At 66.3% G+C, this 25,543-nt stretch carries 21 protein-coding genes and 1 pseudogene; 8 read left to right on the forward strand and 14 right to left on the reverse strand.

Going from position 1 to position 25,543, the window contains the following annotated elements:
- Window positions 1–51: 51 nt before the first annotated feature.
- From MUG78_RS01435 to MUG78_RS01445, 3 genes and pseudogenes are all read right to left on the reverse strand, one after another.
- Window positions 52–1,058: pseudogene (locus tag MUG78_RS01435) on the reverse strand (virulence RhuM family protein).
- On the reverse strand, window positions 1,051–2,013 hold the full coding sequence (locus tag MUG78_RS01440; protein ID WP_246991505.1) for a BREX-1 system adenine-specific DNA-methyltransferase PglX: 963 nt from the start codon (window positions 2,011–2,013) through the stop codon (window positions 1,051–1,053). Before MUG78_RS01440 ends, MUG78_RS01435 begins: the two are co-directional and overlap by 8 nt.
- Window positions 2,014–2,108: 95 nt before the next feature.
- Window positions 2,109–3,395 (reverse strand): tyrosine-type recombinase/integrase, encoded by a 1,287-nt coding sequence (locus MUG78_RS01445; protein WP_246991507.1) that lies wholly within the window; start codon window positions 3,393–3,395, stop codon window positions 2,109–2,111.
- A 76-nt stretch (window positions 3,396–3,471) separates the two neighbouring features.
- Here MUG78_RS01445 and MUG78_RS01450 point away from each other — a divergent pair, with 76 nt between their 5' ends.
- Window positions 3,472–4,569, forward strand: coding sequence for a BREX-1 system adenine-specific DNA-methyltransferase PglX (locus tag MUG78_RS01450; protein ID WP_246991509.1), 1,098 nt, complete (start codon window positions 3,472–3,474; stop codon window positions 4,567–4,569).
- On the opposite strand, the gene pglX is transcribed toward MUG78_RS01450, so the two are convergent.
- The 6 genes from pglX to MUG78_RS01480 are packed head-to-tail and all read right to left on the reverse strand — an operon-like array spanning window position 4,553 to window position 14,331.
- On the reverse strand, window positions 4,553–7,177 hold the full coding sequence (pglX, locus tag MUG78_RS01455) for a BREX-1 system adenine-specific DNA-methyltransferase PglX (RefSeq protein WP_246991511.1): 2,625 nt from the start codon (window positions 7,175–7,177) through the stop codon (window positions 4,553–4,555). The two genes, MUG78_RS01450 and pglX, sit on opposite strands and share 17 nt — an antisense overlap.
- Window positions 7,178–7,220: 43 nt before the next feature.
- Entirely contained in the window at window positions 7,221–10,748 is a 3,528-nt protein-coding gene (gene brxC, locus MUG78_RS01460) for a BREX system P-loop protein BrxC (RefSeq protein ID WP_246991513.1), read from the reverse strand.
- Window positions 10,745–11,317, reverse strand: coding sequence for a DUF1788 domain-containing protein (locus MUG78_RS01465; RefSeq protein ID WP_246991515.1), 573 nt, complete (start codon window positions 11,315–11,317; stop codon window positions 10,745–10,747). The genes brxC and MUG78_RS01465 overlap by 4 nt, the downstream gene beginning before the upstream one ends.
- 47 nt (window positions 11,318–11,364) lie before the next feature.
- Entirely contained in the window at window positions 11,365–11,997 is a 633-nt protein-coding gene (locus MUG78_RS01470; protein ID WP_246996740.1) for a DUF1819 family protein, read from the reverse strand.
- Between the two features lie 35 nt (window positions 11,998–12,032).
- On the reverse strand, window positions 12,033–13,112 hold the full coding sequence (ychF, locus tag MUG78_RS01475) for a redox-regulated ATPase YchF (protein WP_246991517.1): 1,080 nt from the start codon (window positions 13,110–13,112) through the stop codon (window positions 12,033–12,035).
- Window positions 13,113–13,134: 22 nt separating this feature from the next.
- Entirely contained in the window at window positions 13,135–14,331 is a 1,197-nt protein-coding gene (locus MUG78_RS01480; RefSeq protein WP_246996742.1) for an AI-2E family transporter, read from the reverse strand.
- Window positions 14,332–14,578: 247 nt separating this feature from the next.
- Here MUG78_RS01480 and MUG78_RS01485 point away from each other — a divergent pair, with 247 nt between their 5' ends.
- The 4 genes from MUG78_RS01485 (at window position 14,579) to MUG78_RS01500 (ending at window position 18,914) form a co-directional block, all read left to right on the forward strand.
- Entirely contained in the window at window positions 14,579–16,093 is a 1,515-nt protein-coding gene (locus MUG78_RS01485) for a DNA-3-methyladenine glycosylase 2 family protein (protein ID WP_246991519.1), read from the forward strand.
- Entirely contained in the window at window positions 16,090–16,611 is a 522-nt protein-coding gene (locus tag MUG78_RS01490) for a methylated-DNA--[protein]-cysteine S-methyltransferase (protein ID WP_246991521.1), read from the forward strand. Before MUG78_RS01485 ends, MUG78_RS01490 begins: the two co-directional genes overlap by 4 nt.
- A 56-nt stretch (window positions 16,612–16,667) precedes the next feature.
- Window positions 16,668–17,765, forward strand: a complete 1,098-nt coding sequence (locus MUG78_RS01495; RefSeq protein ID WP_246991526.1) for a DNA recombination protein RmuC — start codon at window positions 16,668–16,670, stop codon at window positions 17,763–17,765.
- Between the two features lie 63 nt (window positions 17,766–17,828).
- A complete protein-coding gene (locus tag MUG78_RS01500) occupies window positions 17,829–18,914 on the forward strand; it encodes a DUF6542 domain-containing protein (RefSeq protein ID WP_246991528.1) in 1,086 nt (361 codons plus the stop codon).
- A gap of 15 nt (window positions 18,915–18,929) precedes the next feature.
- Here the strand turns inward: MUG78_RS01500 and MUG78_RS01505 are convergent, their stop codons facing one another.
- The 5 genes from MUG78_RS01505 to trhO all read right to left on the reverse strand — a co-directional run bounded on the left by MUG78_RS01505 (window position 18,930) and on the right by trhO (window position 23,620).
- Window positions 18,930–19,535: a nucleosidase gene (locus tag MUG78_RS01505; RefSeq protein ID WP_246991530.1), complete on the reverse strand. Its 606-nt coding sequence runs from the start codon at window positions 19,533–19,535 to the stop codon at window positions 18,930–18,932.
- Complete coding sequence (locus tag MUG78_RS01510; protein ID WP_246991532.1) at window positions 19,528–20,490, reverse strand: SDR family oxidoreductase; 963 nt, start codon at window positions 20,488–20,490, stop codon at window positions 19,528–19,530. The genes MUG78_RS01505 and MUG78_RS01510 overlap by 8 nt, the downstream gene beginning before the upstream one ends.
- Before the next feature lie 94 nt (window positions 20,491–20,584).
- Window positions 20,585–21,634 carry an N-acetylmuramoyl-L-alanine amidase gene (locus tag MUG78_RS01515; protein ID WP_246991534.1) on the reverse strand — a complete coding sequence of 350 codons (1,050 nt, stop codon included), beginning with the start codon at window positions 21,632–21,634 and terminating at the stop codon, window positions 20,585–20,587.
- Between the two features lie 106 nt (window positions 21,635–21,740).
- Window positions 21,741–22,769 (reverse strand): CobW family GTP-binding protein, encoded by a 1,029-nt coding sequence (locus tag MUG78_RS01520; protein ID WP_246991535.1) that lies wholly within the window; start codon window positions 22,767–22,769, stop codon window positions 21,741–21,743.
- On the reverse strand, window positions 22,766–23,620 hold the full coding sequence (trhO, locus tag MUG78_RS01525; RefSeq protein ID WP_246991537.1) for an oxygen-dependent tRNA uridine(34) hydroxylase TrhO: 855 nt from the start codon (window positions 23,618–23,620) through the stop codon (window positions 22,766–22,768). Before trhO ends, MUG78_RS01520 begins: the two co-directional genes overlap by 4 nt.
- Between trhO and MUG78_RS01530 the strand changes: the two genes are divergently transcribed.
- The 3 genes from MUG78_RS01530 to MUG78_RS01540 all read left to right on the forward strand — a co-directional run bounded on the left by MUG78_RS01530 (window position 23,613) and on the right by MUG78_RS01540 (window position 25,515).
- Window positions 23,613–24,422, forward strand: a complete 810-nt coding sequence (locus MUG78_RS01530; RefSeq protein WP_246991538.1) for a hypothetical protein — start codon at window positions 23,613–23,615, stop codon at window positions 24,420–24,422. The two genes, trhO and MUG78_RS01530, sit on opposite strands and share 8 nt — an antisense overlap.
- Window positions 24,423–24,531: 109 nt before the next feature.
- The gene (locus MUG78_RS01535) at window positions 24,532–24,855 is read left to right on the forward strand and encodes a histone-like nucleoid-structuring protein Lsr2 (RefSeq protein WP_246991539.1); all 324 of its coding nucleotides are present in this window, start codon (window positions 24,532–24,534) and stop codon (window positions 24,853–24,855) included.
- A 213-nt stretch (window positions 24,856–25,068) separates the two neighbouring features.
- Window positions 25,069–25,515 (forward strand): Hsp20/alpha crystallin family protein, encoded by a 447-nt coding sequence (locus tag MUG78_RS01540; protein ID WP_246991540.1) that lies wholly within the window; start codon window positions 25,069–25,071, stop codon window positions 25,513–25,515.
- Window positions 25,516–25,543: the final 28 nt, after the last annotated feature.

Genomic DNA, 25,543 nt, shown 5'->3' on the forward strand with positions numbered 1-25,543 from the left:
AGTGGGGCCACAATCTCTCGGTCAGGAAATGCTGGGGACGATCGCGCCAGCTCACTCATCGGACTTCTCCTCGGCCTTCGCTTCCAGCGCCCGCAGCGCCGCTAGGTCTGCCGCATCGGCTTCCAGCGCGGCCTGCTTCTTTCGGGCCGAATCGAACTCGACGTAGCGTTCCTCTGCGAGCGCTTGAGCAACCTTGGCCTGCACGGTTCCGGCGTGGGTGAGGAGCTCGCGGTCGTTGAAGGCGAGGAACGCGTCGAGTTTCTTGGTCCAGTCGGCCATCGTCATGGCGACGCGGCGTTTGGCCTGGTCCTCCGCGTAGTCGAGTACATGGTCACGACCCGGTCGAGTTCGCGGATCTCGTCACTCGCGAGGTAGTTCTTCGCGGTGACGACATCGCCCTTGCGGACCACGGAGCCCGACCAGGTGGTAAGACCCATGTTCGGTGCGGTGGGGTCGCTGCGTACCTTCACGATCTCGGCGGCCGTGTGGCCGGTGACGGCCCAGAGCATCCTGTTCTGGACGGTCGCGAAGAACGTCTGCGAGGCAGGCGACTTCGAGTCGTAGTCGATCGAGGTCGCGTACAGGTCACGGACCTTCTGGTAGAAGCGCTTCTCGGAGGCCCGGATGGAGCGGATGCGCTCCAGCCACTCGTCGAAGTAATCCCACCCGTCGGAGGCTTTGAGCTTGGCGTCATCCATCGCGAAGCCCTTGACGAGGTACTCGCTTAGCACGCTGGTGGCCCACTGCCGGAACTGCACGGCGCGCGGCGATGTGGAGCGGTACCCGACGGCGAGCACCATGTCGAGGTTGTAAATCTTCACCTCGCGACGCACCTGCCGGGTGCCTTCGACGCGAACTACTAACTCAGAATTAATAGTTGCCTCGGTCACCTCACCATCGTCGAGAATTCGCTTGATCGTCTGGACGACGTTGGGCACCGAAGTGGCGTACAGCTCAGCGATCTGCGCCTGGGTGAGCCAGACCGTGCCGTCCGATGCGCGCAGTTGCACCTGTGCGCCGTCGTCGGACTGGTACAGGATGATCTCGCCGTCACTCATCGGCCGCCTCCAGGCCGGCGATCTTCTTCACCGCCGGGTAGAACTTCGGGTAGTTCACCTTGACGCCGTCGTCGAGGTCGATGTCGATCTGCCGGGTGGCCAGCGGGTAGAGCACATCGTGCTCGTAGTCGCGCAGTTCGGCCAGCACCTTCCGCAGCCGGTCGGCTTCCTTCTGGTCTTTCGCTGATGATCCGCCGGCGGCCGCCGCCTCGGCCCGTTCGAGGGCCTTCTGCAGTTTGTTCTCGTACTCGCGCAGGTACTCGTTGAGCACAGTCGAGACGGTCGCCGGCGTGTAGCGGTGCAGGTAGATGAGCGCGTTGAAAGAACCTTTGGGGCTGGAGAACATCCAGTAGATCGGGCGCTTCTTGTAGCGCTTGATGTGATCGTCGTAGAACTTCGACTTGCCCGACTTGGTGATGAAGTAGTCGCGCAGTGTCTTGACGCCCAACGTCTCCTCGGCAAACCGCAGGTTCTCCTCGAAGTGCTCCGCGCCGAACGCCACCTTAAGGAACTGCCGGAATCGCTCGACGATGTCGTCCTCGAACCAGCCGTCGTCGACGAACGGGATCACGTTGTCGGTGTCTGGCATGAACGCTGGCGAGGGCACCTTCGCGAGGTAGTCCTGCAGCGTTGCACCTTGGTCGGCAAGGATCAGCCCCGGCTCGTCGAGGCTGTAGCGGCCGAACATGCAACCGACGGCATACGAGGCGAGATCCACAATGGCGGACTCCGCGAACAGGGCGTCGCGTTCCTCGGGTGTCTTGTTCGGCCACCGGAACGCGGAGTTATTGGTGAGGGACACGCGTTCGAGCGGAACATGCGACGGTACTTCGTCCTCGAGTCCGTAGAGTCGCGCGACGGCCTCGTTGTTCTCGATCTCCAGCCGCTGCTGAGCGCGCGACCGCGCCGCCCACTCGTCCCGATGCTGCGCAACAGTCTGTTCAAGCGTCTTCAACAGGATTCCTTACGAAGGTGGACCAGGGCCTCGATTCGCACCGCCGTCCGGTGCGAAGGATAGCCATGGGGGTAGCCGAAGTGAGCCTCCCCAGGCTACCGGGAGAGGCCGACCATCTTCGCGGACACGGCGAGCGCCGCTCGAGTTCTCTCGTGATCGGTGTGCAGGTACGGCTGGGTACTCAGCACGGACGAATGCCCGAGCACGGCCTTGATGGTGGTCTCGTCGATCCCGTTGGCCAGGAGCAGCGTGGCCGCCGTGTGCCGCGCCTCGTACAGCAGTGGCCTTCGACTGCTGCCATCGGGGAGAGTGACCGTCACGTTCGCCTCCTCGGCGATCTGGTACCAATGCCGCCGGTCCAGTTCCGCGGATCGAGGGGTGCCGTCACTGCGGGGCCAAACGAGCCCGCTGGGAGACGACGGTGCGCGGTCTGCCCACGATGCGAGTGCTTCGGCGAGCCACGGCACGAGCGGGATGACCCGGCTCCCGGCGCGGGTCTTCGGCCGGACCAGATGGTAGGCCCCGTGGAGGTGCCGGGACTCGAAGCCCCGGGGAACCCGGAACCCGCTCTCGGGTTGCCTGAACTCGACATACGGCAGCGCTTTGAGCTGCCAGGCCAGCGTCATCGTCTCGGCGTCGAGATCCACCATGTCCCAGGTCAGCCCCAGCGCCTCGGCGGGACGCAGACCTTCCACGAGCGCCGCGACCCATCGTGACGCATCGGGGCGGTTCGTGGCCACGGCGAGGATTCTTGCTGCCGCGGCGGCACTGAGCGCCTGCCGTGGGGAGTGCCCGGCACCAGGACTACCCGCCTCCCGGACATTCTGCGGGACCCGGTATCCCTCGGCGACCGCGTCGGAGAGGATCTTACCGAGCACCGCGTGCGTGCGCTGCATTGTGGCGAGGGCAAGCCCGGCGTCCTCTTGGGCCGAGATCAGCTTCCGGATGTCAGCGGGCACGAGCGCATCGAGGCGTAGATGCCCGATTGTCGGCACGATCCAGCGGTTCACCCCCGACCGATCCGAGACGTAGGTGCCCGGCCGCACGATGCGCTGCCGATGTTCGAGCCACCGGTCGGCCCACCGCTTGACCGTGATGCTGCCGAAGGTCCGGGCGGTAGACCCCTCGGCGGCGATCCGCTGTTGAGCCTCGGCGAGCCGCTGGCGGACTGCGGCCTCGGTGCGTGCTTTCAGCGTGATACGGCGACGCCCACCGCGCTCGGTCCAACCGGCTTCGATCGAGGCGACCCACTGCCCCCGCGAGTTCCGGTAGACCGACCCTATTCCTTTGCTGCGCTGCTTGAGCCTGGACATGAATCCACGGTAGGAGCCGCCGCGCTGATCATCGGGGTAGCCATCGGGGTAGCCATCGATGGTGGCCAACGCAGCCCGGCGACGTGATGTGGGACGGCTGCGCGCGCACCCCGGTGAACCGACGGGGCTCTTCGCAACACAGTTCATGAAGGACGAATTCCCGGACGTGAAGCAGGACCTCTACGGCGCGTTCGTCGTTCGAGGCATTGAACTTGCACACGATGCTGGACTGCTCGCCATTGTCATCGGCGACACGTGGATGTCGATCAAGTCATTCGAGGCACTACGGCTTCGCTTGCTGAACGGCCACGCATTCGGCTCCTTCGTCCACATGCGTGACGTCTCCAACCACCCAGACATCTTTGGCGCCAACGCCGCCTTCGTCCTCTCAATGGCAGGTAACCGCAGCCGCCGCGCCCCCTTCATCCGCCTGACGCCACTCGGCTCCGACCGCAAGGAGCACGATCTACGGATTGCTCTTGCCCAGCGGACGGAAGGCACGGGTTTTCATCTCGCCTCGGGGGCCGACTTCGCGGCCATCCCCGGCTCCCCGATTGTCTACTGGCTCAGTGAAAAGATGCGGGCCGCTTTCGCAACTGGTACTCCGCTTGGCCACGTTGCAGCTCCCCGCAAGGGCATCGACACCGGCGAAAACGCCGAGTTCCTACGTATGTGGTGGGAAGTGTCTTGTCGCCAACTTGCAGTCGACGGAGCTCATCAAGGTAAGTGGCTTCCCTACAACAAAGGCGGAGGTTTCCGACGCTGGTACGGAAACCGTGACGTCGTCGTGAACTGGGAGTTTGACGGCGCGGCGATCCGGGCCCGAAAAGACTGGGCGTCCCGAAAGCCAACTCTAAGAAACCTCGATTTCATGAAACGAGAAGGATTCTCGTGGGGAACTGTTTCTTCCGGCGGCTTCTCCGCGCGATATACGCCCCCGGGCGCACTTTTCGATAACGGTGGCTGCACTCTATTCGCAGATCAGGGGCTTGGCAGGCTGGGTGCGTTCCTGAACAGCACGGCGAATGACCTATTCTTAGGGTTCTTGGCGCCCACGCTGAATTTCCAGCCTGGCGACATCGCATTGGTTCCGCTAGCTCCAGGACTCAACACCCTTGACATCGAGGCTGCCGAGTGCATACAGAACGCCCGGGATGATTACGATTCCTTCGAGGATTCATGGGACTTTTCCTGGAACCCACTCGTTCGGAGAGCATGTGATTCAGCTAGCCGGTTGGACTAGTCGGCAATCCGATCTCCCGGCAGCCGAGCGCAACGAGTGGGTTCATCTCAAAGTTCCACGATGTTTCAGACGAATCCCAGTCATGCTCTGACGTGTCGCCCAGGCGCGTCACTCCATCGGTGAGGAAGCCGTCGGCGCTCGGGGGCACTGGCACTGCACCCAGATAGCCGGGATGCAGGTTCAGAGTCGGATTTATCGCCGCGAGCAGCACCGAAGCCACCTGCGAGTTGAGAATCGCGAGATGCACGTCATCATTGTCCGACTGGCACAACCCTGCGGCAGCGTCGAACAGAGACCCTCTGGGCGCCATACGAAACGATTGCTCGCCCGAGGTGACAACTGTCCACGCAAGACCCGGCCGAAAGATGCGATCGAGGTTCAAGTTGGTCGCACGAACCCTAGATCCATCTGTAGTCAAGGTTGTCTGGAGACGTCGCCCATCGTCCTCCCAATCGACGACGGAGTCCATGTTCCCGGCCCACCTGCGAAACTCGCCTCCCTTTGCGTACGGGAACCACCGTTTTCCCGATAGCTGCGCGTCGTCGCGACCTGCAAAGCCAAATCCAGTATTGGCTCGCGAGACCTCCCACCAGAAGCGCACGAACGTAGCGTTGTCCGCCGTCACGAGGCCCTTAGCAGAGCGTGAGCGCTTCGCAAGGGCTGGCGAATCCCTAAACACAGTACGGATCTTTTCACTGAGCCAGTAGACAATCGGGGAGCCAGGGATGGCCGTGAAATCTGCGTCCGACGCCAGGTGGAAGCCTGCAGCCTTGGTCCGGACCTCAAGGGCAGTTCTCAGCGCGGCGACCTTCTCCGCTTCTGACGTCCCATCGACGAGGCGGATGAAGGTGCCCGCACGCTCGCGGGCAGCACTTCGACTCTCCGGCGGCACGTTCTCCAAGACGAACGCGGTCGAGGAGACAACCTCGCCACCGATCGAGTCGAAGGCGCGAGCGCCGAGGTGCAGCATCGAGACGATTCGCTGCTGTGCAAGAAGGGAGGCTCGGAGCTTCTCGTAGGAGCTGAGGAACATCCATGACTGCATGGTGATCATTGCCGCCGCTCCACGCGGCTGTGCGAGGGTGGCGCAGCGTTCGATGAAGGCGGCAAAGAGGTCGGACTTGCCGTCCGGGTACTCGTCCTTCATGAACTGTGCAAGGGGCGCACTCATCTGCTTCGCGCCCATGTACGGCGGGTTCGCGGTGACCACCGAGTACCGGCGACTCAGCATCTCGGCCTGCGCAACAGCCCTGCGCGCGCGAAGAAGCGTGTCGTAGTAGAAGGTCGCTTCCTGGTCCTTGAGTCCTTCCAAGACCACTGCCGCCTGTGCGGTCGCGTCCGCATCCGGTCGGATCAGCGATCCGAACGTGTCGGCATCGCGGAACTGATTCCAGAACGATTCTTCGGCGTCGCGGTCGCCGTCTTTCGTGACGAGCAGGTCCAGCTCATCGGGGGTGAACGAGATCGGCTCGATCACGCAGATCTTCGGGTTTCGCCGGGGCTCAGCCCGCGAGGCCGAGCGGGTGAAGTAGCGACGGTCCTTCGCGCGGGCCTTCATGGTGAGCGCGAAGGCAGCGAGCGCCCCGGCGCGGGGATCGATCTCGGTGCCGTGCAGGTTGTGGGTGAGGATTAGGCTCGGGATCTCCGACGGCGCGTAGCCTTCCTCCTCGTAGATCGCGTACAGCAGGTCGAAGGCGTAGGTGAGCATGTGGCCCGAGCCGCAGGCCGGGTCAATCACCGTCAGCTCTTCCGGGCCCGAGACCGTCAGAAAGTCGGTTTCCTCCTCGACGGGCGCGATGTAGTAGTCCATCTGCTCGACCAGTCGCGAGGCCGGCCGGTTGAGCATCCACAGCCGGCCGAGTGAGTTCTCCACCAGGTAGCGGACGATCCAGTGCGGGGTGAACAGCTGTGTGGCGGCCGGGATCTCGTCGGCGCCGGCCTTCTTGTTTCTCTTGAACCCGGCGAAGACCTCGTCTTTCCGCTCGGAGATGTAGAACTGGTAGAGCCAGCCGATCACCTCGACGTCGTCGCAGACGTCCTCGGTGAGGACCTCGCGGGCCCGGGACAGGACGGAACCGTCGGCGAGCAGGCCGGCGGGCACCAATAGTTCGGTGTACGCGCCCTCGGCCTCGAACATGAACGGCATCGTCTTGTGCCAGTGCCGGCAGTACTCGGTGAGCAGCAGCGCGTAGGCCTCGCCCTCGGCGTCGGTGCTGCGGCGGGTGCCGTCCAGCAGGTCGATGATCAGCTCGTGTGCGCGCGCACCGACCACCTCGGTGTCGAGATCGCCGCGTTTGGCGTCGGCGAGGATCTCCGGCTGGCCGTGGGCCTGACCCGACGCCGGCGAGACGACCCCGGCGTCGGTGTAGCCGCGAGCGTCCATGAAGCGCAATGCGATGAGGCGGTTGAACCAGGTGTAGGCGACCCTGTCGATCACGTGCTCGCGGCCGTGCTCGGCGATCTCCGATTCCAGGGCGCGCACGGTGTCGGCGCGCTCACTGCGTGCGACGGACCCGGCGGCGAGCACCGTCGATACCCGTGCCTCGACGGCGACGATCAGTTCGCGGCGGGCAGCCTTCGCGAAACCTTCCAGGGGCTTGGTGTCCATGCGTCGTCCTTTAACCGGTGTCGTGTGAAGAGATTCGGGCCTGTCAGAGGGTGATGCGCTTGTTGTCGCTGATCGTCGCGAGCAAAATCGCGCGAAGCTGATCCAGGTAGGCATCGACCTGCTCCTCGGTTTCGAGGACCCCACCTGCGCCCGGCAGCGCGAGCTTCCTGATCGAAATGCTCTGCTTCACCGGGGGTGTCGGCTTGTCCGGAATCTGTGTCTTACCGTCGTCGGAGCCCTCTGGCCCGGCAGCCGACGCAGCTTTCGATGCTTCGAGCTCGTCGAGGATCGCGGGATAGACCGTGTCGTCGAATTGCGCAGCAAGGTGCCGGATCGTGGGGATCTGCGCTTCCTGCTGGACGCGCGCCAGCATTTGCTCGGCCTGTCGGGTCACCGACTGACGAGCAGTCTCCGTGGCGGCCGCATACGCCGCGCTCACCGGAACCTGCTTCCAGTAGTCATCGATCTTGGACGTTGCTGCGGCCCGCTCAGCCACAATCACGTCATCGAGTTGCTCCCGCACGGCTTCGACCGCATTGCCGAGCTTCGTGGTCTTGTTGCCGCGGAAGATCTGAGCGTCGTCGAGTGCGCTGGCGATCCCGTCAGCGATTCCAGCGGGCAGATAAGCGAGGTTGGTGCTGTTCGCCTGCATGAAGGCGTTGGCGTCGTCGTAGATGGTGCGCTGATTGCCGTTGAGGAACGCCTTGATCGGATCGATCACATTGTCTTTCGCGTCCAGCAGATCGCCGGCGCCGGCGAAGTTCTCGACGAACCAATCCGCCGGATTGCTGCTGAGCTCGGCCAGGAGTTCGATCGGTTCGTCGAGCTGAGCGATGAACGGGTAGCCGCCGGCGCCCGAGCGCAGTGCCTTCAGCTCGGCGAGTCTGGCTTCGAGGTGTTCCTTGCCGACGCGGCCGAGTTCGGCGGCATCCTTGGTGACGGCGCCGTCGTCGGTGAACTCGATGACGAACTTCCGGAACAAGTTCACCACCTTCTGGTCATAGACTCGCTGCGGAGCGACGATCAGATTCGGGTACCGCTGGGTATTGCGCAGCGCCCCGACGGTCTCCGTGCGCGCGAGAGTCTTCCCGTCGAGAAGGATCTCGATCTTCGCCTGCCCCGCGAGATAAGCGACCACGGCCGCGACCGACCATTGGTCCCAGCCGTACGGTTTGGTGGTGTACCGCTCGACGAGCTGCTTCATCGTGACCATCTCGTGCCGCTTGCCCCGCATCGCCAGATGAGCGAGCACATCGTCGGAGGGAACGTCGAGGTGCCCGCCGATTCCGTCGAGCGCATCGTCGATCGGGTTCACCAGCCCACCCAGATCCTGCTCCCCGAAGGTCTTCCCGCCGAGCATGCCCAGATTGGTGTAGGTGGCCGCGATGACCTTCCCGAAACCGTCGTTCACGCGCATCTGCGGGTCGGTGGCACTCGCCTCGAGGACACCGGCATTGTGGATCAGGGTCGACGACCCCACGGCAGCCCGGAGACGTTCGACGATCTCCTTCTCCCGCTCGGCATTTTGAGAACCCTTCTCGCCGAGGATCCGAGTCTCGACCGCCGTGCGACTGGAGCCCTGAGCCCGCTTGACGTACTTCTCCGTCTTCAGCAGCAGTCGCAGATCGGCGAGGATCCGGTTGGCTTCCACCGGAAGCGCCACCCGGAGCTCATCGAACCCGGCACTCTGCATCTTGATCTGTTCCAGAGAAAAATCGGTTTCGGGGCTGATGAAGTGCAGCGACAGTTCGTACTGCTTGCCGTACGGAACACCGTCGAGTTTGTAACCGAACGGGAAGATCTGGCCGTTCTTGGCGGTGGCCTTCGTGGTCTTCACCACCGACTCGGCGAGCAACTTGTTGAGTTTCGCGGAGACCTCCGCACTGTCGATGTCGACGTCCTTGATCTCCTGCTCGATCTTCTGCTCTTCGTTGGTCAGATAGTCGTACAGGTCGCCGTTTCGCTGGATGTAGGTCTGCGCCTCCAACGTGTTCAGCGCCTCGACGACATCCCGGCCGAGCTGCGTCAGGTCGGTTCCGAAGCGGTCGTAGACGAGCACCGTGAGGTTACGGGGCGTGGCTTTGAAGCTGTCGACGTACTTCACGAGAAACAGCGCCTTGAGCAGCCGCACCGCGAGTGCGCTGAGTTTGCCACTGTCGCGAGCGTTCTCGGCGCTCAGGATCGCGCGCTGATTCGCGGACTTGAGCGATGCCCGGATGCCCTCGAACATCCGATCGAAGGATGCGAGGGTGCCGAGCGGCCGGCCGGTGAGGCCGATGGCGACTTCCTGCACGACGCCGAGCATGGAGCGTTCACCGACCGAGCTGTTGCGGCCCTCGAAGAGGTTGTGGTCACTGATCGACTCGATTGCGGCCTGGAACAGCGGGAACTGGTAACTCACGAACGGGTAGGTACCGACGAAGTGCTGCTCGTCGCGGTAGTTCGGGTAGTGCCGGCCCTCGACGAAATCAAACAGGGTCTTGAAGTTTGCGTGCTCCGCGCTGTAGATCGCCTCGACCTCGGTGCTCGCGCGATCAGTCTTGGCCAGCAGACGCTTGCGAATGACCTCCTCGACGTCCTGGCTGGTGAGTTTGAGCCGGTTCTTGAAGCGGGCCTGGATCTTGGAGAAGTCGTTGGCCTGCTGTTTGGTGCGGTCGCCGCCAACCTTCTCCATGTCCTCCTGCGAGGTCACGAAGATCCACGCCCGCCCCCGGCATTTGGTGGCCAGCGATTCGGCGATGGTCTGAAGGTTCAGCATGAGCTGGGTGTTGGCTCCGATGAACTGGCCCACCTCGTCGACGAAGAAGTTCAGCCGGTAGCCGTCAGGCTGCCGGTCGAGCCAGGCCGCGACCTCGTCAGCGAAATCTTCGATCGAGACCGAGTAGTTCGCGCTGTACTGGCGGATGATGCCGGGGCTCTCGGAACCGTTGACCTCGGCGAAAGCGGCGTCGATGTTGCCTGCTTCGAGCGCCGCCTGTTCGCGCCCCTGGGTCCAGGGGATACCCGCGATCCGCTCGAAGGACTCCTGAAAGGCGGTGTACTGGCCTCGAGAGTCGAGGTCGCGTTCGAAACGGGCGATGTGACCCTGGTTGCCGTAGTAGCCGCGGGACTCGTCGAAGATCTTCACGAACACCTTCAGCAGGGCGTCGTTCTGGTCCTTCGAGATCAGGGTGGCCTTCTGATCGATGTTGAACAGCAGACTCTTCGCTTCGATCCGCGCGGCCTTGTCGATCAACGGCGGCAGGAATGCATCGTCGGCCTTCGCCTGGAACTGGGCGCAGACATCGGCACGCGGGTAATCGTGGCCGTCGATGTCGCCGAGGAGATGGGCCAGCATCTTCAGCAGATGCGACTTGCCCGAGCCGAAGAAGCCGGAGATCCAGACGCCATTGGCGTTCGTGTAGTTCGTGTACGCCTCCAGCACCTGCTCGACGCCCTTGGCGGCCTCGTTGGTGAGGACGTATTCCTCCACCTCCGTCGCGAGCTGGGAGGTGTCGTCGGCCTTGATGACGCCCTCGATCGAGCGGTCGATCGGTTTGGCGAAGATCTCGTTGATCGTGGTCACAGTCATGCCTCCTGCTCCAGGATGTCCTTGGCCCGGTAGTAGTTGTCACTCGCGCCCAGGTTCAGCGCGCGGAGCTGGTGTCCGGCCGACTGGGTGAACTCGTACGTCCCGGGAAACCACGTCAGCATCGGGTGTCCCACCACCACGCTCTGCAAGTTCTCCAGCACCGTGTGTGTGCGGATGAACGGAAACACCTCGCCGCTTCCAGTGAGGAAGACGACGGTCGTGTTGGGCTCGGTTCTCGGCTCGACGTCCAGCCGGGCGCGGATCGCCGGGGCGAGGTGATCGTGAGGATCGAGCATGCCCTGGAGCATCTCGCGGAATTCGATCTTGTCCATCACCGGCTCCGCCTGGAGAACGCGGTCCCAGACCCCCCGCTCGGTGAGGAGTTCGACAGCGAGATCGTAGAGATTGATCTCGACCACGCTGATCCCCTCATCGCTCTGCAGCTTCGTGGTGACCCGACCACGCATGGCGTCGACGTCGAGTGCCCAGGCGGGCGGGAAGTGATAGATGAAGAAGGGCACCTCCTTGGAGAGACCCTCCATCCTCAAGAACCGGTCGCTGCGCAGCACGTTGTAGACATGCGTCTCGTCGTGAGCGAGGTTTCGCTGGGTCGATCTCATCGCTGCACCTGACTGCCTGAGGAGGTGAATGGTGTGGTCGTCGGGAAGAATCGGAGGTCACTGGGCGTGCGGCGGTCCAGGATCTCGGCGACACGCTCGGACATCACGGCGGGGACGATGGCGCCGGCATCGGTACACAAATCTGCCTCGCGGAGCATCCGGAACAACGTCTGCCGAAGCTTCTGCCGCGTCGACGGTTTCAGGTCGTCGAGCTCGGAATGCCAGAGACTCTTGCCCGCAATGAACCGGTCGAAGTCGTCGGTGTCGAGCGTCGGCGTCATCAGCAGAAACCGCTCGCGCAGCACCTCTTCGGCGAAGTCCCCGATCAGCGTGTAGCGACGGCACGCCGCGGCCCACATCAGATGATGCTGTTCCGTAGGGCTGCTATCGACAAGCAGTTCGATTTCGCCATCGTCGAGCGCCTCAAGTCGCTGAATGGTCTCGCGTGCGAGTCTGATCAGCGATGAGGTGCTACGGGCCTGCAAAAGGTTCTCGTCGACCACTCGGGCACGGGCCGCTTGCCAGTCGCGAGAGTCGAGGTAGACCGCGGCGATGATTTCACCCTCACGGGACAGGAGGCCTCCGCTGGTGAACGACAATGCATATCGCGGGTGCACTTCCTTGTCCACCTGCCGCAAGTCCCCCATCTCCTATTCGGGCAGGCCTACACGTTGAAGCGGAACTCGACGACGTCGCCGTCCACCATGACGTAGTCCTTGCCCTCCATGCGGACCTTGCCCGCGGCCTTGGCCGCGTTCATCGAGCCGGCCTCGTCGAGGTCCTCGAACGAGACGATCTCGGCCTTGATGAAGCCCTTCTCGAAGTCGGTGTGGATCACGCCGGCGGCCTTGGGTGCGGTGTCGCCCTGGCGGATGGTCCAGGCGCGAGACTCCTTGGGCCCGGCGGTCAGGTAGGTCTGCAGACCGAGGGTGTGGAAGCCGGCGCGCGCCAGCTGACGCAGGCCCGGCTCGTCCTGGCCGATCGAGTCGAGCAGTTCCTGGGCGTCGTCCTCGTCCAGCTCGAGCAGTTCACTCTCCACCTTGGCGTCGAGGAACACGCAGTCGGCCGGGGCGACGAGGTCGCGCAGCTCCTGCTTGCGGGCGTCGTCGGTGAGGACCGACTCGTCGGCGTTGAACACGTACAGGAACGGCTTGGCCGTCAGCAGGTGCAGCTCGCGCACGCTCGACAGGTCGAAGGAGTCCTGCACCGAGAACAGGGTCTTGCCGCTGTTGAGCAGCTCCTGCGCGGTGCGCGCGGCGTCGGCCAGCGGCGCCAGTTCCTTGTTCTTCTTTGCGTCCTTCTCCAGCCGCGGCAGCGCCTTTTCGAGGGTCTGCATGTCGGCGAGGATCAGCTCGGTCTCGATCACCTCGATGTCGGCGGTGGGGTCCACGCGGCCGTCGACGTGCACCACGTCCTCGTCGGCGAAGACGCGCACCACCTGGCAGATGGCGTCGGCCTCGCGGATGTTGGCCAGGAACTGGTTGCCCATGCCCTCACCCACCGAGGCGCCCTTGACGATGCCGGCGATGTCGACGAACGAGACCACGGCGGGCAGGATCTTCTCGCTGGCGAAGATCTCGGCGAGACGATTGAGCCGCACGTCCGGAAGCTCCACCACCCCGATGTTGGGTTCGATGGTGGCGAACGGGTAGTTGGCCGCCAGCACATCGTTACGGGTCAGCGCGTTGAACAGGGTGGACTTGCCGACGTTGGGCAGTCCGACGATTCCGAGGGTGAGACTCACGGGAGTTGAGTCTATCGCCTAGTCAGGACGCGCTCGGACCGCCCTGAGATCCGGCTCGGAACCGGGACATCAGTTTGCGCTTCTGGGACGCCGCGGCCTCGGCTTCGGCGTCCTCGGCGACGATCCGCTCACCGGCCGCCATCCCGATCTGTTCCAGCACGTAGCGCAACAGCACCGCCAGGCACGACGCCGTCGGAACGGCCAGGAAGGCGCCGATGATGCCGAACAGCGTGCCGCCCAGCATCACGGCGAGCAGCACGATGACCGCGTGCAGTTCCATGGCCTTGGACTGCAGCCACGGCGACAGGACGTTGCCCTCCAGCTGCTGCACCAGCAGGATGATCGCGAGCACGATCAGCGCCGTGGTCAGCCCGTTGACGACGAGGGCGATCAACACCGCGAGGGCGCCGGCGACGAACGCACCGACGATCGGCACGAAGCCGCCCATGAACGTGATGAGCACCAGCACCCCGGCCAGCGGCACGTCGAGCACCACCAGGCCGATACCGATCAGCACGGCGTCGACGGCACTCACGATCGCCTGGGTCCGGATGAACCCGCCGAGCGTGTTCCACATGCGCATCAGGACTTCGCCGATGTGCGAGCCGGTCGGCATGCCGACGGTGCGGTTGAGCCACGGAATGAACTTGGGCCCGTCCTTGAGGAAGAAGAAGACCAGCACCAGCGAGGTGAAGCCGGTGATCAAGACCGACGTGGCGGCACCGACACCGCTGAACACGCCCGACGCGATGGTGGTGGCGCTCTTCTGCAGCTTCTCGATGATGGTGTCGACGAAGCCGGACATCTGCTGGTCGTCGACGTTCAGCGGGGGCCCCTGCACCCAGTCCTGAACCTTCTTGACGCCGTCGATGGCGTGGTTCACGAGGATCGGTGTCTGATCGATCACCGACGGCGCAATGGCCCCGATGACGCCGCCGACCACCAGGAACGCCAACAGCACGACACTCAGCGCGGCCAGCGCAGGCGGCACCCGACGTTTACGCAGCCACCGCACCGGCGGCCACAGCACAGTCGCGATGATGATCGCGAGCACCACGGGCAGCACGATCACCCAGAGCTTGCCGAGGATCCACATCACCACGGCCAGGAAGGCCAGCACGAGGATCGCCTGCATCGACACCATGGCCGACGAGCGGAGTCCGGTCAGGAAAACGCGCGACCGACTCGGATACGGCTTGCCGGTCCGCGGGTCGGTCATCACCCGCTCGGTGACCGACGCCAGGTCGTCGGGCTCGCTCCGCGCCTGCTCCTCGGCCCGGTCGATCGCCTCCGCCTCGGCGTCGTCGACACCCGACGCGTCCCGCAGGTCATCGTTTTCATTACTCACGCGTGCAATCGTCACACACACTCGCGACTGGCGCGTGTCACAACCCGCGGCGCACTCGCTCATCGTCGAGTCCGAAAACCGCTAGCCGACGGACTCGGCGACGGGCAGACTCGTGTCTGTGACCGCCCCCGCCGCCGTTCCCGCAGTGCTCGAACTCCCCTTCGAGCACTGCTACAAGGCGCTGTCGGCGCGGGACAGCCGGTTCGACGGCCAGTTCTTCGTGACCGTCCGGACCACCGGCATCTACTGCCGACCGTCGTGCCCGGCGCGCACCCCCGAGCGCGGCAACGTCGACTTCGTGCCCACCTCGGCGGCAGCCGTCGCGCGCGGCTTCCGCGCCTGTCGCCGCTGCCTGCCGGATGCGACGCCCGGCAGCCCGCGCTGGAACACCGGCGCCGACCTGGCCAGTCGCGCCATGCGGCTGATCGCCGACGGCGTGGTGGATCGCGACGGGGTCGACGGCCTGGCGCGCGCCCTGGGTTACACGCCTCGCCACGTCGGTCGGGTGCTGCGCGCCGAGCTCGGCGCCGGGCCGCTGGCACTGGCCCGCGCGCACCGGGCCACCACCGCACGAATCCTGCTGATCAGCACGTCCATGCCGGTCTCCGACGTGGCCTTCGCCGCGGGCTTCGCCAGCATCCGCCAGTTCAACGACACCCTGCGGGACACGTACGACCGCACGCCGAGCGAACTGCGCAAGCGTTACCGGGGCGCCGCCGCACAGTCCGGGCCGGCGTTGACGCTCCGCCTGCCGCTGCGCACCCCGTACGACGTCGACTGGACCGTCCGGGGGTTCGCCGCGCACGCCGTCGGCGGGGTCGAGCACGTGGACGGCGCCACGCTGCAGCGCACGCTCCGCCTGCCGCACGGTCCGGCGCTGGTCGCGCTGACCCTGCACGGCGACCACGCGACCGCCCGCCTGAAGCACCTGGACCTGCGCGACCTGAGCGTGGCCGTGAACCGCCTGCGTCGACTCGCCGACCTCGACGCCGACCCGATCGCGGTGGACACCGCGCTGTCGGCCGATCCGATCCTGGCGCCGTTGGTGGCGGCCGCACCCGGCATTCGGATCCCCGGCGGGGTGGACGGTCACGAGACCCTGCTCCGCACGATCATCGGCCAGCAGATCAGCGTGGCCGCCGCGCGCACCCGGTTGGGCGCGCTGGTGGCCGACCTCGGCGAGCCCGCCCCGTGGCACGGCACCGCCGGACCGGAGGTGCCCGACCGCCTGTTCCCCACGCCGGCAGCCGTCGCGGCTGCCGGCGAGGACGCGATCGCCGGTCCGCGGCGACTGGCCCGGGCGGTGGTCGGCGCCGCCCGTGCGATCGCCTCCGGCGCGATGGAACCGCACGCGGGGTCGCAGACGTCTAAGTTACGGACCGAGTTGCTCGCTCTGGACGGCGTCGGACCGTGGACCGCCGATCAGGTGGCGATGCGGGTGACCGGCGATCCCGACGTGCTGCCGCACGGCGACCTGGTGATCGTCCGCGCCGCCGCCGACCTAGGCATCGACCTGGCCCGTACCGAACGATGGCGTCCGTGGCGGTCGTACGCGGCCATGCACCTGTGGCGCCACCGTCTGACATCGACCGCCGCGGCCACCGGCCCGGCGCACCAGAGAGGCACGCCATGACCACCACCGACGCACCCGCCCCGACCGCAATCCTCGGCTGCACCACCGTCGCCACCGACGACGGCCCGTTCACGGTCCTGTTCGACGACGACGGCGTGGTCTACGCCTCCGGCTGGGTGGACGACGGCGAGTACCTGCGCGCCCTGATCCACCCGACGCTGCGACCCGAGACCCTCGAGGAGCGGCCCGGCGGCGACATCGTCGAGGCGGTGCGCGCCTACTACGCGGGCGATCTGGACGCCCCGTCGCGCATCGCGGTCCGCCAGCACTCGGGGCCGTTCCTACAGTCCGCGTGGGCGGCGCTCCGCGACGTCCCGGCCGGTCCCCCGGTGACCTACAGCGAACTGGCCGAACGGGCCGGCAACGCGGCAGCCGTCCGCGCCGCGGCCGCCTGCTGCGCGCAGAACGCCGCCGCGCTGTTCGTGCCGTGCCACCGGGTGGTCCGCAGCAACGGAGGGCTCGGCGGCTTCCGCTACGGGCTCGACATCAAGGAAGCCCTGATCGACCGCGAGAAGTAACCGACTGCCCACGCCGAGCCCGCGGAATTGTCGGAGGGGACCGTCATGATGACGCCATGACCGCTTCCCTGGCCATCACCGGCCTCGTCTGCCTGATCGTCGGCGTCGTCGCCGGGTGGTTCGCACACCACCTCACCGCGGGGACGGTCGGCGCGGCCACTATTGAGGCCACGCGCGAGCAGTCCGCGGTGCTCGGCGACGAGGTGAACGACATCGTCGAGCCCCTGCGGCACACGCTGACCCAGCTGTCGGAGGAACTGCGGCGCACCGAGAACAACCGCATCCACGCCTACGCCGGTCTCACCGAGCAGGTTCGCGGCATGGCGCAGACCTCGGTGCGGCTGCAGGAGCAGACCAGCCGCCTGGCCGGCGCCCTGCACGCACCGCAGATCCGCGGCCGCTGGGGAGAGGTGCAGCTGGAACGCATCGTCGAACTGTCCGGCATGTCCCGGCACTGCGACTTCACCACCCAGCAGACCGTGAACGGCGACGACCGGCGCCTGCGCCCGGACCTGGTGGTCCATCTGGCCGGCGGGCGCACCATCGTCGTCGACGCCAAGGCCCCGCTGTCGGCCTACCTGGAGGCCACCGCCGGAGCTCCCGGTCCCGTCGACGAAGCGACGCTGCTGACCCGCCACGCGCAGGCGGTGCGCAGCCACGTGACGACGTTGTCGGCCAAGTCGTACTGGGCGGCGCAGCAGAGCTCACCCGAGTTCGTCGTGCTGTTCCTCCCCGGCGACGGCGTGCTGGAGGCCGCCACGCGCGCCGATCCGACGCTGCTCGACTACTCCTTCGCCCGCAACGTCGTCCTCGCCACGCCGAGCACGCTGATCGCGCTGCTGCGGACCGTCGCCCTCGGTTGGCGTCAGCACGCGCTCGCCGAGGACGCCGCCACCATCCACACCCTCGGCCGCCAGTTGTACCAGCGGCTCGACGGCGTCCTGGGGCACCTGGAGAAGACCGGCAGCGCACTGCGCCGGGCGGTGGAGTCGTACAACTCGGCGATCGGCGCGATCGACTCGCGACTGTCGGTGACGGCCCGTCGACTGTCCGAACTCGAGGCGCTCGGCGACGTCGGCGGCGCTCCCAGTCCGCCGCGCGAACGGTTGCCGGTGGTGGACGTCGCGGTCCGCACTGCGACCTGCGACACCTGACCGATCACGACGCCACCGGCCTGGCGTCTGCATGGCACTCGCTGCACCCGGTACCGTTGATCCGTGCTCTCTACCCTCACGAACCGCACCCCGGTGCCCGCGGACAAGCAGAGCGTGCTGCCCGGATTCGTCGGAGTGCCCTGGTGGGGCGCCCTGCTGATCGCCGCCGGGTGCACCGCGCTCGGCGCCACCATCGACAGCCTGATCAACTCCTCGCTGGGTCTGATCTACAACCTCTTCTTTCTGATCGGGTGTGTCGTGGCCGCTCTCGCGGTGCGACGACGCGCGCTGTTCACCGCCGCCGTACAGCCACCGCTGATCACCCTCACCATCGGCTTGATCTCGCTGTTCAGCCTGGTCTCGATCAGCAACACCAGCGGCAAACCGCAGAGCCTGAGCAAGACCGTTCTGAACATCGCGATGCCGTACTCCAACCTCTTCCCGTGGATCATCACCACGTTCGTGCTGTGTGTGGCGATCGCCGTGGCGCGCTGGTACTTCACCCGCGAGGATGCCGCCGAGCAGGCGACGGCACGTCGTCGCCCGGCCAAGGACGACGACCGCGCCCAGCGGGACCGCCCGACCCGCGACCGGGCCGAGGTCGATCGCAGCAAGCGCACCCCGCGCTCGACGGCCAAGAGCGGGACCGCCTCCCCCAAGAACAGCGCCCGCAAGAACGCCGCCCGCAAGGGTGCACCGCAGACCCCCGAGCCGAACGCCGGTGACTCGGCCGCTCGACGACGTCGTCGTCCCGAGCCCACCGCCGATGCGCCGGTCGCGGCCGGAACGCCGGCTCGGGAACGCCGGGGGGTCGATCCCCGTCGCGGACCCCACACCGCTGCCGGACAGAATGCCGCCGGAGCACGCCCCGCCGATCCGACGCGACCGGCCGCACGTCCCGGTCCCGACGCCACCGATCGCCGAGCTCCGGCCCGCCCCCGTCCCACGCCGGCGGCCGCTCCTGAGCAGCCGCGGCCGGTCCGCAAGTCGCCGACCGCCGTCGGCGAATCGCAGAATCGTCCGGTGCGCCGTGCCGAGCCCCAGGTGATCCCAGCACGGCCGAACGCCGATCATCCGCGCCGCACCGCAGGCCAGCAGCTGCGCGATCAGGGCGCCGTGGAGGATCTGACACTCGGTCTCGACGACTGATCCCGCCAGATCGGACTACGCCCGGACCGGGCTCTCCTGCACCAGCCCCCACCGGCTGTCCACCAGCCAGGCGGCGAGATCGCGCGCGGCCGCATCGAGCGCGGACGGCCAGTCCATGGCCGAGTCGTCGGCGTAGTCGCTGACCACCTTGACGAGCCGAACCGGCACGTCGAAGTCGGCGCAGACGTGCGCCAGCGCGGCGCCTTCCATGTCGACGAGATCGGCGCGGGCGGCCAACCGGTCCCGTTGCCCTTCGTCGGCGACGAAAGTGTCGCCGGTGGCCAGCACGGTACCGTCGCCCCCGGGAATCTCCCAGGTGTCGGTGACCGGGTAGCCGAGGGCGGCCAGGTCGGCTGCGCTGAGGTCGTGCTCGATCACTGTCGACGGCAGATACAGGCCCGCGTGATGCCGGTGCAGGGCGCCCGCCGTGCCGATGTTCACCACGCGCACGTAGCGTCCGGGCTCGGCGGCGAGACGGCGGGTGAGCGCGGTAGCGCTGCGTACCTTGCCGAGGCCGGTGATGAGGAGCTGCGCGGCGCCGGGAACATGCGCGGCTTCGGCTCGGGTGGCGGCGACGACGAGAACGTCGTCGGGCACGGCCGACGAGAACGCGTCAGCCACGGTTATCCGCGGGCGTCGACGACGAGTCGGTGGCGTCCGACGCGCCCGCACTCACGGCGCTGATCCGCGCGAGGTGGTCGAAGCGGTTGTTGGCGATCCGCATGACGATCTCATAGGGCAGCGCGAACTTGCGGGCCCACCAGTATCCGAAGCGGGTGTCGAACGACGTGTAGACCATGAACTTGTTGCGCACGACGCCCTTGCACAGCGATTCGGCGGCCTGCTCGGGTGTCACCGCGATCCGATGGAAACCGCCGACCTGCTTGGCGATCACCGGATTGCTGCGATCGAGCCCGGCGATCTCGACGGAGTCCACCAGCGGGGTGGCGACGGCGCCCGGGCAGACGAGGCTGACGCCGATACCGTGCCTGCGCAGGTCGAAGCGCAGCACCTCGGACACCCCGCGGATGCCGAACTTGCTGGCGCTGTAGGCCGCGTGCCACGGCAGTGCGAGGAGCCCGGCGGCCGACGACACGTTGACCAGTTGGCCGCCCTTGCCGCGCCGCACCATCGCCGGCACGAAGCACTCGATGATGTGGATCGGCCCCATCAGGTTGACGTCGACCATGCGCCGCCACTGCTTGTGCTCCAGGTTTTCCACGGTGCCCCACGCCGAGATTCCGGCGACGTTCATCACCACGTCCATCACGCCGACTTCGGCTTCGACGTCGCGCGCGAAGGCGGCGACCCAGTCGTAGTCGGACACGTCACCGGCCCGGTGATAGAGCACGGTGCCGCCGGTCGCGGAGAGCTCGGCGACCACCTGGTCGAGCAGTCCGGTCTGCACGTCGGTCAGCACCAGCTCACCGCCGCGCCGTGCCACCGCCTCAGCGGCGGCCTTCCCGATCCCGCTGGCCGCACCGGTGATCAGCACCTTGCGGCCGGCGAAACTCGGCACCGGGGTCGGCATGTAGAACAGGTCGCGGATGGTCTTCACACTCGAAAGCAGTCCCATGCCTCGACTCTAGTGCCGATGTCGGTGTGCCCGGTGGCTTCGTCGCCCAGATCGCGCCATCCAGATCGCGCCGCCCAGCTCGGGCCGCCCCGGATCAGATGGGCAGCTTGCCGCCGAAGACGGTGTAGACCACGGCCAGCATCGCCTTGAGCACCTGCGCGGAGACGTCCGAGCCCTGCGCCAACAGAATCGCCTGCGCCTCGTCGAGGCTCTTGGCGGCCGAGAGCTGCTCGATCAGCGGTCCCACCGCGGCCAGCGCCGCGAGGTCGGCGGCGTCGCCGCCGGCGTCGCCGTACTGTCCGGCTTCACCGGGGGCCAGCGGAACCGGCTCGGAAGCGGGTGCGGTGGAGAGGTAGTTCTTCACACCGTTGGTGATCGCCAGCGCGTAGGCGGCCGAACCCTTCGCGGACGAGAGTTCCTCGGCCTCCTTCGGATTCGAGAGGTTGCCCATCTCGACGAACACGATCGGCACGCGGGTCAGGTTCACGCCCGCGATGTCCGAGCGCGCCACGATGCCGTTCTTCGCGCCGCCGTAGTTGGCCGGCGTGAAGCCCGAGCGCTTGAAGGCGTCGCGCATGGCCTCGGTGGCCTGGCGCCCCTTGCCGGCCTGCACCGAGGTGACGGTGGCGTCCGGCACCGGCAGCACCGGGGTGATCAGGTGAAAACCGGACTTGCCCTCGTCGGCACTGCGACTGGTGGAGTCGGCGTGCAGGCTGACGGCGAGGTCGGCCTTGGAGTCGTTGGCGGCGGCGGCCCGCTCGTCCACGCAGCCGCCCCATCCGGTGTCGTCGGGCCGACTGAAGACCACGCGGGCGCCTTCGGCTTCCAGCCCTGCCTTGACCAGCTGCGCGACGTCCCAGTTGATGGTGTGCTCAGCCTTGCCGCCCAGGGCGGTACTGCCGGTGGTCTGGCAGTCCTTGGTGCCGCCGCGGCCGTCCTGGACCTGCTTGTTCAACGAGTGCCCGGCGGCGGACCCCTGGTGTCCCGGATCCAGGAAGACCGTCCGACCGCTCAACGATCCTGCCTTCGGCGCTTGCGGTTCGGCCGCCGCGGGGACCGCGACGAGGGTACCGGCGGTCAGCAGACCGGCCGCGGCCAGACCGAACCCACCGAGGGCACGACGACGAACAGACACAACAGACATGAACAACCCCTTAGATCATCAGAAGTCACACCAGTCACTTCTGCCTCAAGTGAATCAGCGGGAGTCGACCCGTGGCAACCCGATCCCCGTCACACCGGGGAAATCGTTAGTCGCCTGTGACCAGGTGCCGAGTCAGATGGAGGATGCCGTTCTCGTCGGCCGGATCGGCCGGGACCAGGACGTCGGCCATCGCCGCGCGCGTCGCGTCGACGTCGAGCCCGGCGCCGATGGTCACCAGACTGGTGGCGCGCACCCCGCCCGGCCAGGGCCGACGCCCCACCCGTACGAATCCGCCGACGGCGTGCACCTCGTAGGCGCGCTCGCGGTGCCCGGGCAGGTCGACGAAGGCCAGCCCCTTGCAGCGGTAGGCGCCGGCCGGCGGCCGCTCCAGGAAGGCCGCCAGCCGCCGCGGGTCGACGGGTCCGGCCGCGTCCAGCGACACCGACTCGAAGGCCTCGTGCAGGTGCCCGTGCGGATAGTCGGGTTCATCGTCGAGCAGTTCGCCGATCGAGAGCTGACGCGGCTGCTCGTGCTCGCCGACTCCCCCGATCCCCTCGGCGAAGAACCCGGGGTCGACCACTCCCCCGACCACCGACACGATCGGCGCCGTGGGATTCAGCCCGGCGAGCGTGCCGCGCACCCGGGCCAGCTGGTCCGCGGACACCAGGTCGGTCTTGCTGCACACCACCAGGTCGGCCACCCCCACGTGGCCGGCCACCGCGGGATGCTCGGCGAGCGTCTGCTCCACATGCGCGGCGTCGACCAGGTAGACCAGGCCCCCGTAGGCCACACGCTCGTCGCGCGCCGCGAGCACCAGACGCACCAACGCCTTGGGTTCGGCGATCCCGCTGGCCTCGATCACGATCGCGTCGACGCCCGATGCCGCCAGCGCCGCCAGCGCCTCACGCAGCCCCTCGGCGTCGGTGGTGCAGCAGATGCATCCGTTCGCCAGGTCGAGTCGGCCCGCGGACTGCCCGGACACCAGCAACGCGTCGATGTTCACCGCGCCGAAGTCGTTGACCAGGACGCCGAATCGTCGGCCGTCGGCGTGGCGCAGCAGGTGGTTGAGAACCGTGGTCTTTCCCGCACCGAGGAATCCGGCGAGAACCACCACCGGCACCGCGCGCGCCGTCATTGCGACGCGGGGCGGCACTGTGGACAGAGCACCGCGAGCTCCCGCCCGAGTTCGTCGGGATGGTTGGCGATCCGATTGGTCGGCGCCCCGCAGTTCACACAAGTGCCGAGAACCCTCGCCTTCTCCGAGAAGTCGAGACTCATACGCTTATCGAAGACATACAGCGAACCTTCCCACAGTCCGTCGTCTCCGTACGCTTCTCCATAGCGGACGATTCCGCCGTCGATCTGATACACCTCGGTGAATCCACGATTACGAAGAAGTGCGCTGAGCACCTCACACCGCACGCCGCCCGTGCAATAGGTCACTACCGGACGATTCTTCAGATGATCGAACACGCCGCTGTCGATCAACGGCACGAAATCGCGGGTCGTCTCCACTTCGGGAACCACCGCCCCGGCAAATCGCCCAATCTGCGCTTCGATCGCATTGCGTCCGTCGAAGAAGACGACGTCGTCTCCGCGCTCGGCGACCAAGTCGTGGACCTGCTCGGGCGACAATCGGTCGCCGCCGCCGACAATTCCCTCCGCACCCACCACCACTTCGTCGGGGACACCGAAGGTGACGATCTCCGGGCGGACTTTGACGCTCAACCGGGGAAAGTCGTCGCCGACTCCTTCGGACCACTTGATATCGGCATCCCGAAAAGCCGGGTAGCTGCGCGTGGCGCGTACGTACCGTTTGACGTCGGGCAGATCACCACCCACTGTCGCGTTGATGCCGTGGGATGACACGATGATTCTGCCGCGCAGGCCCAACGACTCGCAGACCGCCTGCTGCCATAGTCGGATAGCGTCTGGATCCGGCAGCGGCGTGAACACGTAGAACAACACGATCTTGGGAGTGGCCACAGTGCAAGGGTACGGATCCACCGGGCACCCGCCGACCACCGGACGTCGGACTCGTCGACCCCTCCGCCTCGCCGCGGCGGCGCTGGCTGCGGCGGCGCTCACCGCCACCAGCGCCTGCGGGCTGCTCGAGGAGCAGCAGGGCCCCACCGCGATTCAGATTCCGGAGAGGAATGCGCTGATCACCGAGTCGTCGACGGCGGCACCGACGGCGACGACCGCTCCGAAGTCCCGGTCCACTCGCAGCTTCACCACCGACGCCGCCGACAGCATGGCCAGCGCCATCTCGACGGCACCGCGGGTCGGGGTGAGCAATTACCACGTCGGTGCCACCACCGATACCGGCGAACGACTCGACGACCTCTCCGGTGTCCACTTCTCCACCCCGGACCGCACGATTCGCTGTTCGACCGGCAACAACGGCTCCGGCGCCCTGGTCTGCGCGGGCGATCGGATCGACGGACGAACGACGCCCCCGCCGAACAGTCCGGCCGGTTGCGAATGGAATAGGAACCTCGCGGTACTGAATTCCGAGTCCGTAGCGGCGGGCGGTTGCGCCAATCTGTATCCGGTGCTTTTCCGGTCGCACATCCTCGAATTCGGCTCGACGATTGTCGCCGGCGGCTTCAGCTGCCTCAGCGACGTCGACGGCCTGTACTGCCTCGAATCAGACTCGAACGCCGGATTCGCGCTGACCTCGGACGGATATGCGGAGATTCACGGCGACGACCGAGCCCCCTCCGAACTGCTCGGGGAATCCGCCCGCAATAGTCAGCGTTCCACCGCCCCCACTCCTACTCGCTGATATCGATCACGCATTTCGCCTTTTACATTCGCGACAATTTTTGTAGACTCGGGACGTCCGCATATTTCATGCAATATCTCCATTGAGAAACCACCGAGAAGGGCCCTTCATGGCGAAGCGAACCAAGATCATGATCGTCGACGACATCGACGGCGCCGAGCTGGACGACTACGAAACCGTCCGATGGTCGCTCGACGGAAAGAGCTACGAGTTCGACGCCTCGCCGGAGAATGCCGCAGCGTTCCGCGATGCGGTGGCCACCTATGTGGGCGTCTCCCGCGTGGTCGGCGGGCGCAGCACGCGTCGCGCTGCCGGCAAGTCGACCACGAACACCCGCGCCGTGCGCGCGTGGGCCAACGAGAACGGCTTAACCGTGAGCGATCGCGGCCGTATCCCGGCCGACATCATCGCCGCCTACGAAGCGGCCCACTGACGCACCAGCTGCCGCCAACGAGCGACATCAGCGCGAGCCGTATGACGATCGCCGCAGCCCCTCAACGAGGCTGCGGCGATCATTATTTCGATGGAGCGACTGACGCCTCAAAAGCTGGCACTCGATGGCGTTGAGTGCTAATCAGGTATCGCACAGTGATGAGGAGCACCGGCAGCCGGGCTGGTGCGGAAGCGAAACAGGAGGTGTGTTGCTGTGCTTGGTTTTGATCCTTTCACAGACTTCGACTCGTTGGCTCGTGGCGTGCTGAGTGGGCAGCAAAGCGGAACCATGCGGACGCCACGGTTCATGCCGATGGATCTGTACAAGATCGAAGATCGCTACGTTTTGACCGCTGATCTTCCCGGAGTCGATCCGGGCTCGGTCGACGTCAGCGTCGACAACGGCGTGTTGACCCTGTCCGCCCAACGATCGGTCGCGTCTGATGAAGGCGTCAAGTGGCTTGCCAGCGAGCGATTCGCTGGCACGTACCGCAGGCAGGTGACGTTGGGCGACGGCATCGATACCGCGGCCATCAGTGCGAAGTACGACAACGGCGTTCTCAGCGTGGTCATCCCGGTTGACGAGAAGGCTAAGGCTCGCAAGATCACGGTGGAACAGTCCGAGCAACCACAGGCCTCGATCACCGCGACATCAACCTGAGGTAGCCGCCGCTGAATTCATGATGGGA

It is taken from the genome of Gordonia alkaliphila (genome assembly GCF_023017165.1).
GTDB classification, from domain to species: domain Bacteria; phylum Actinomycetota; class Actinomycetes; order Mycobacteriales; family Mycobacteriaceae; genus Gordonia; species Gordonia alkaliphila.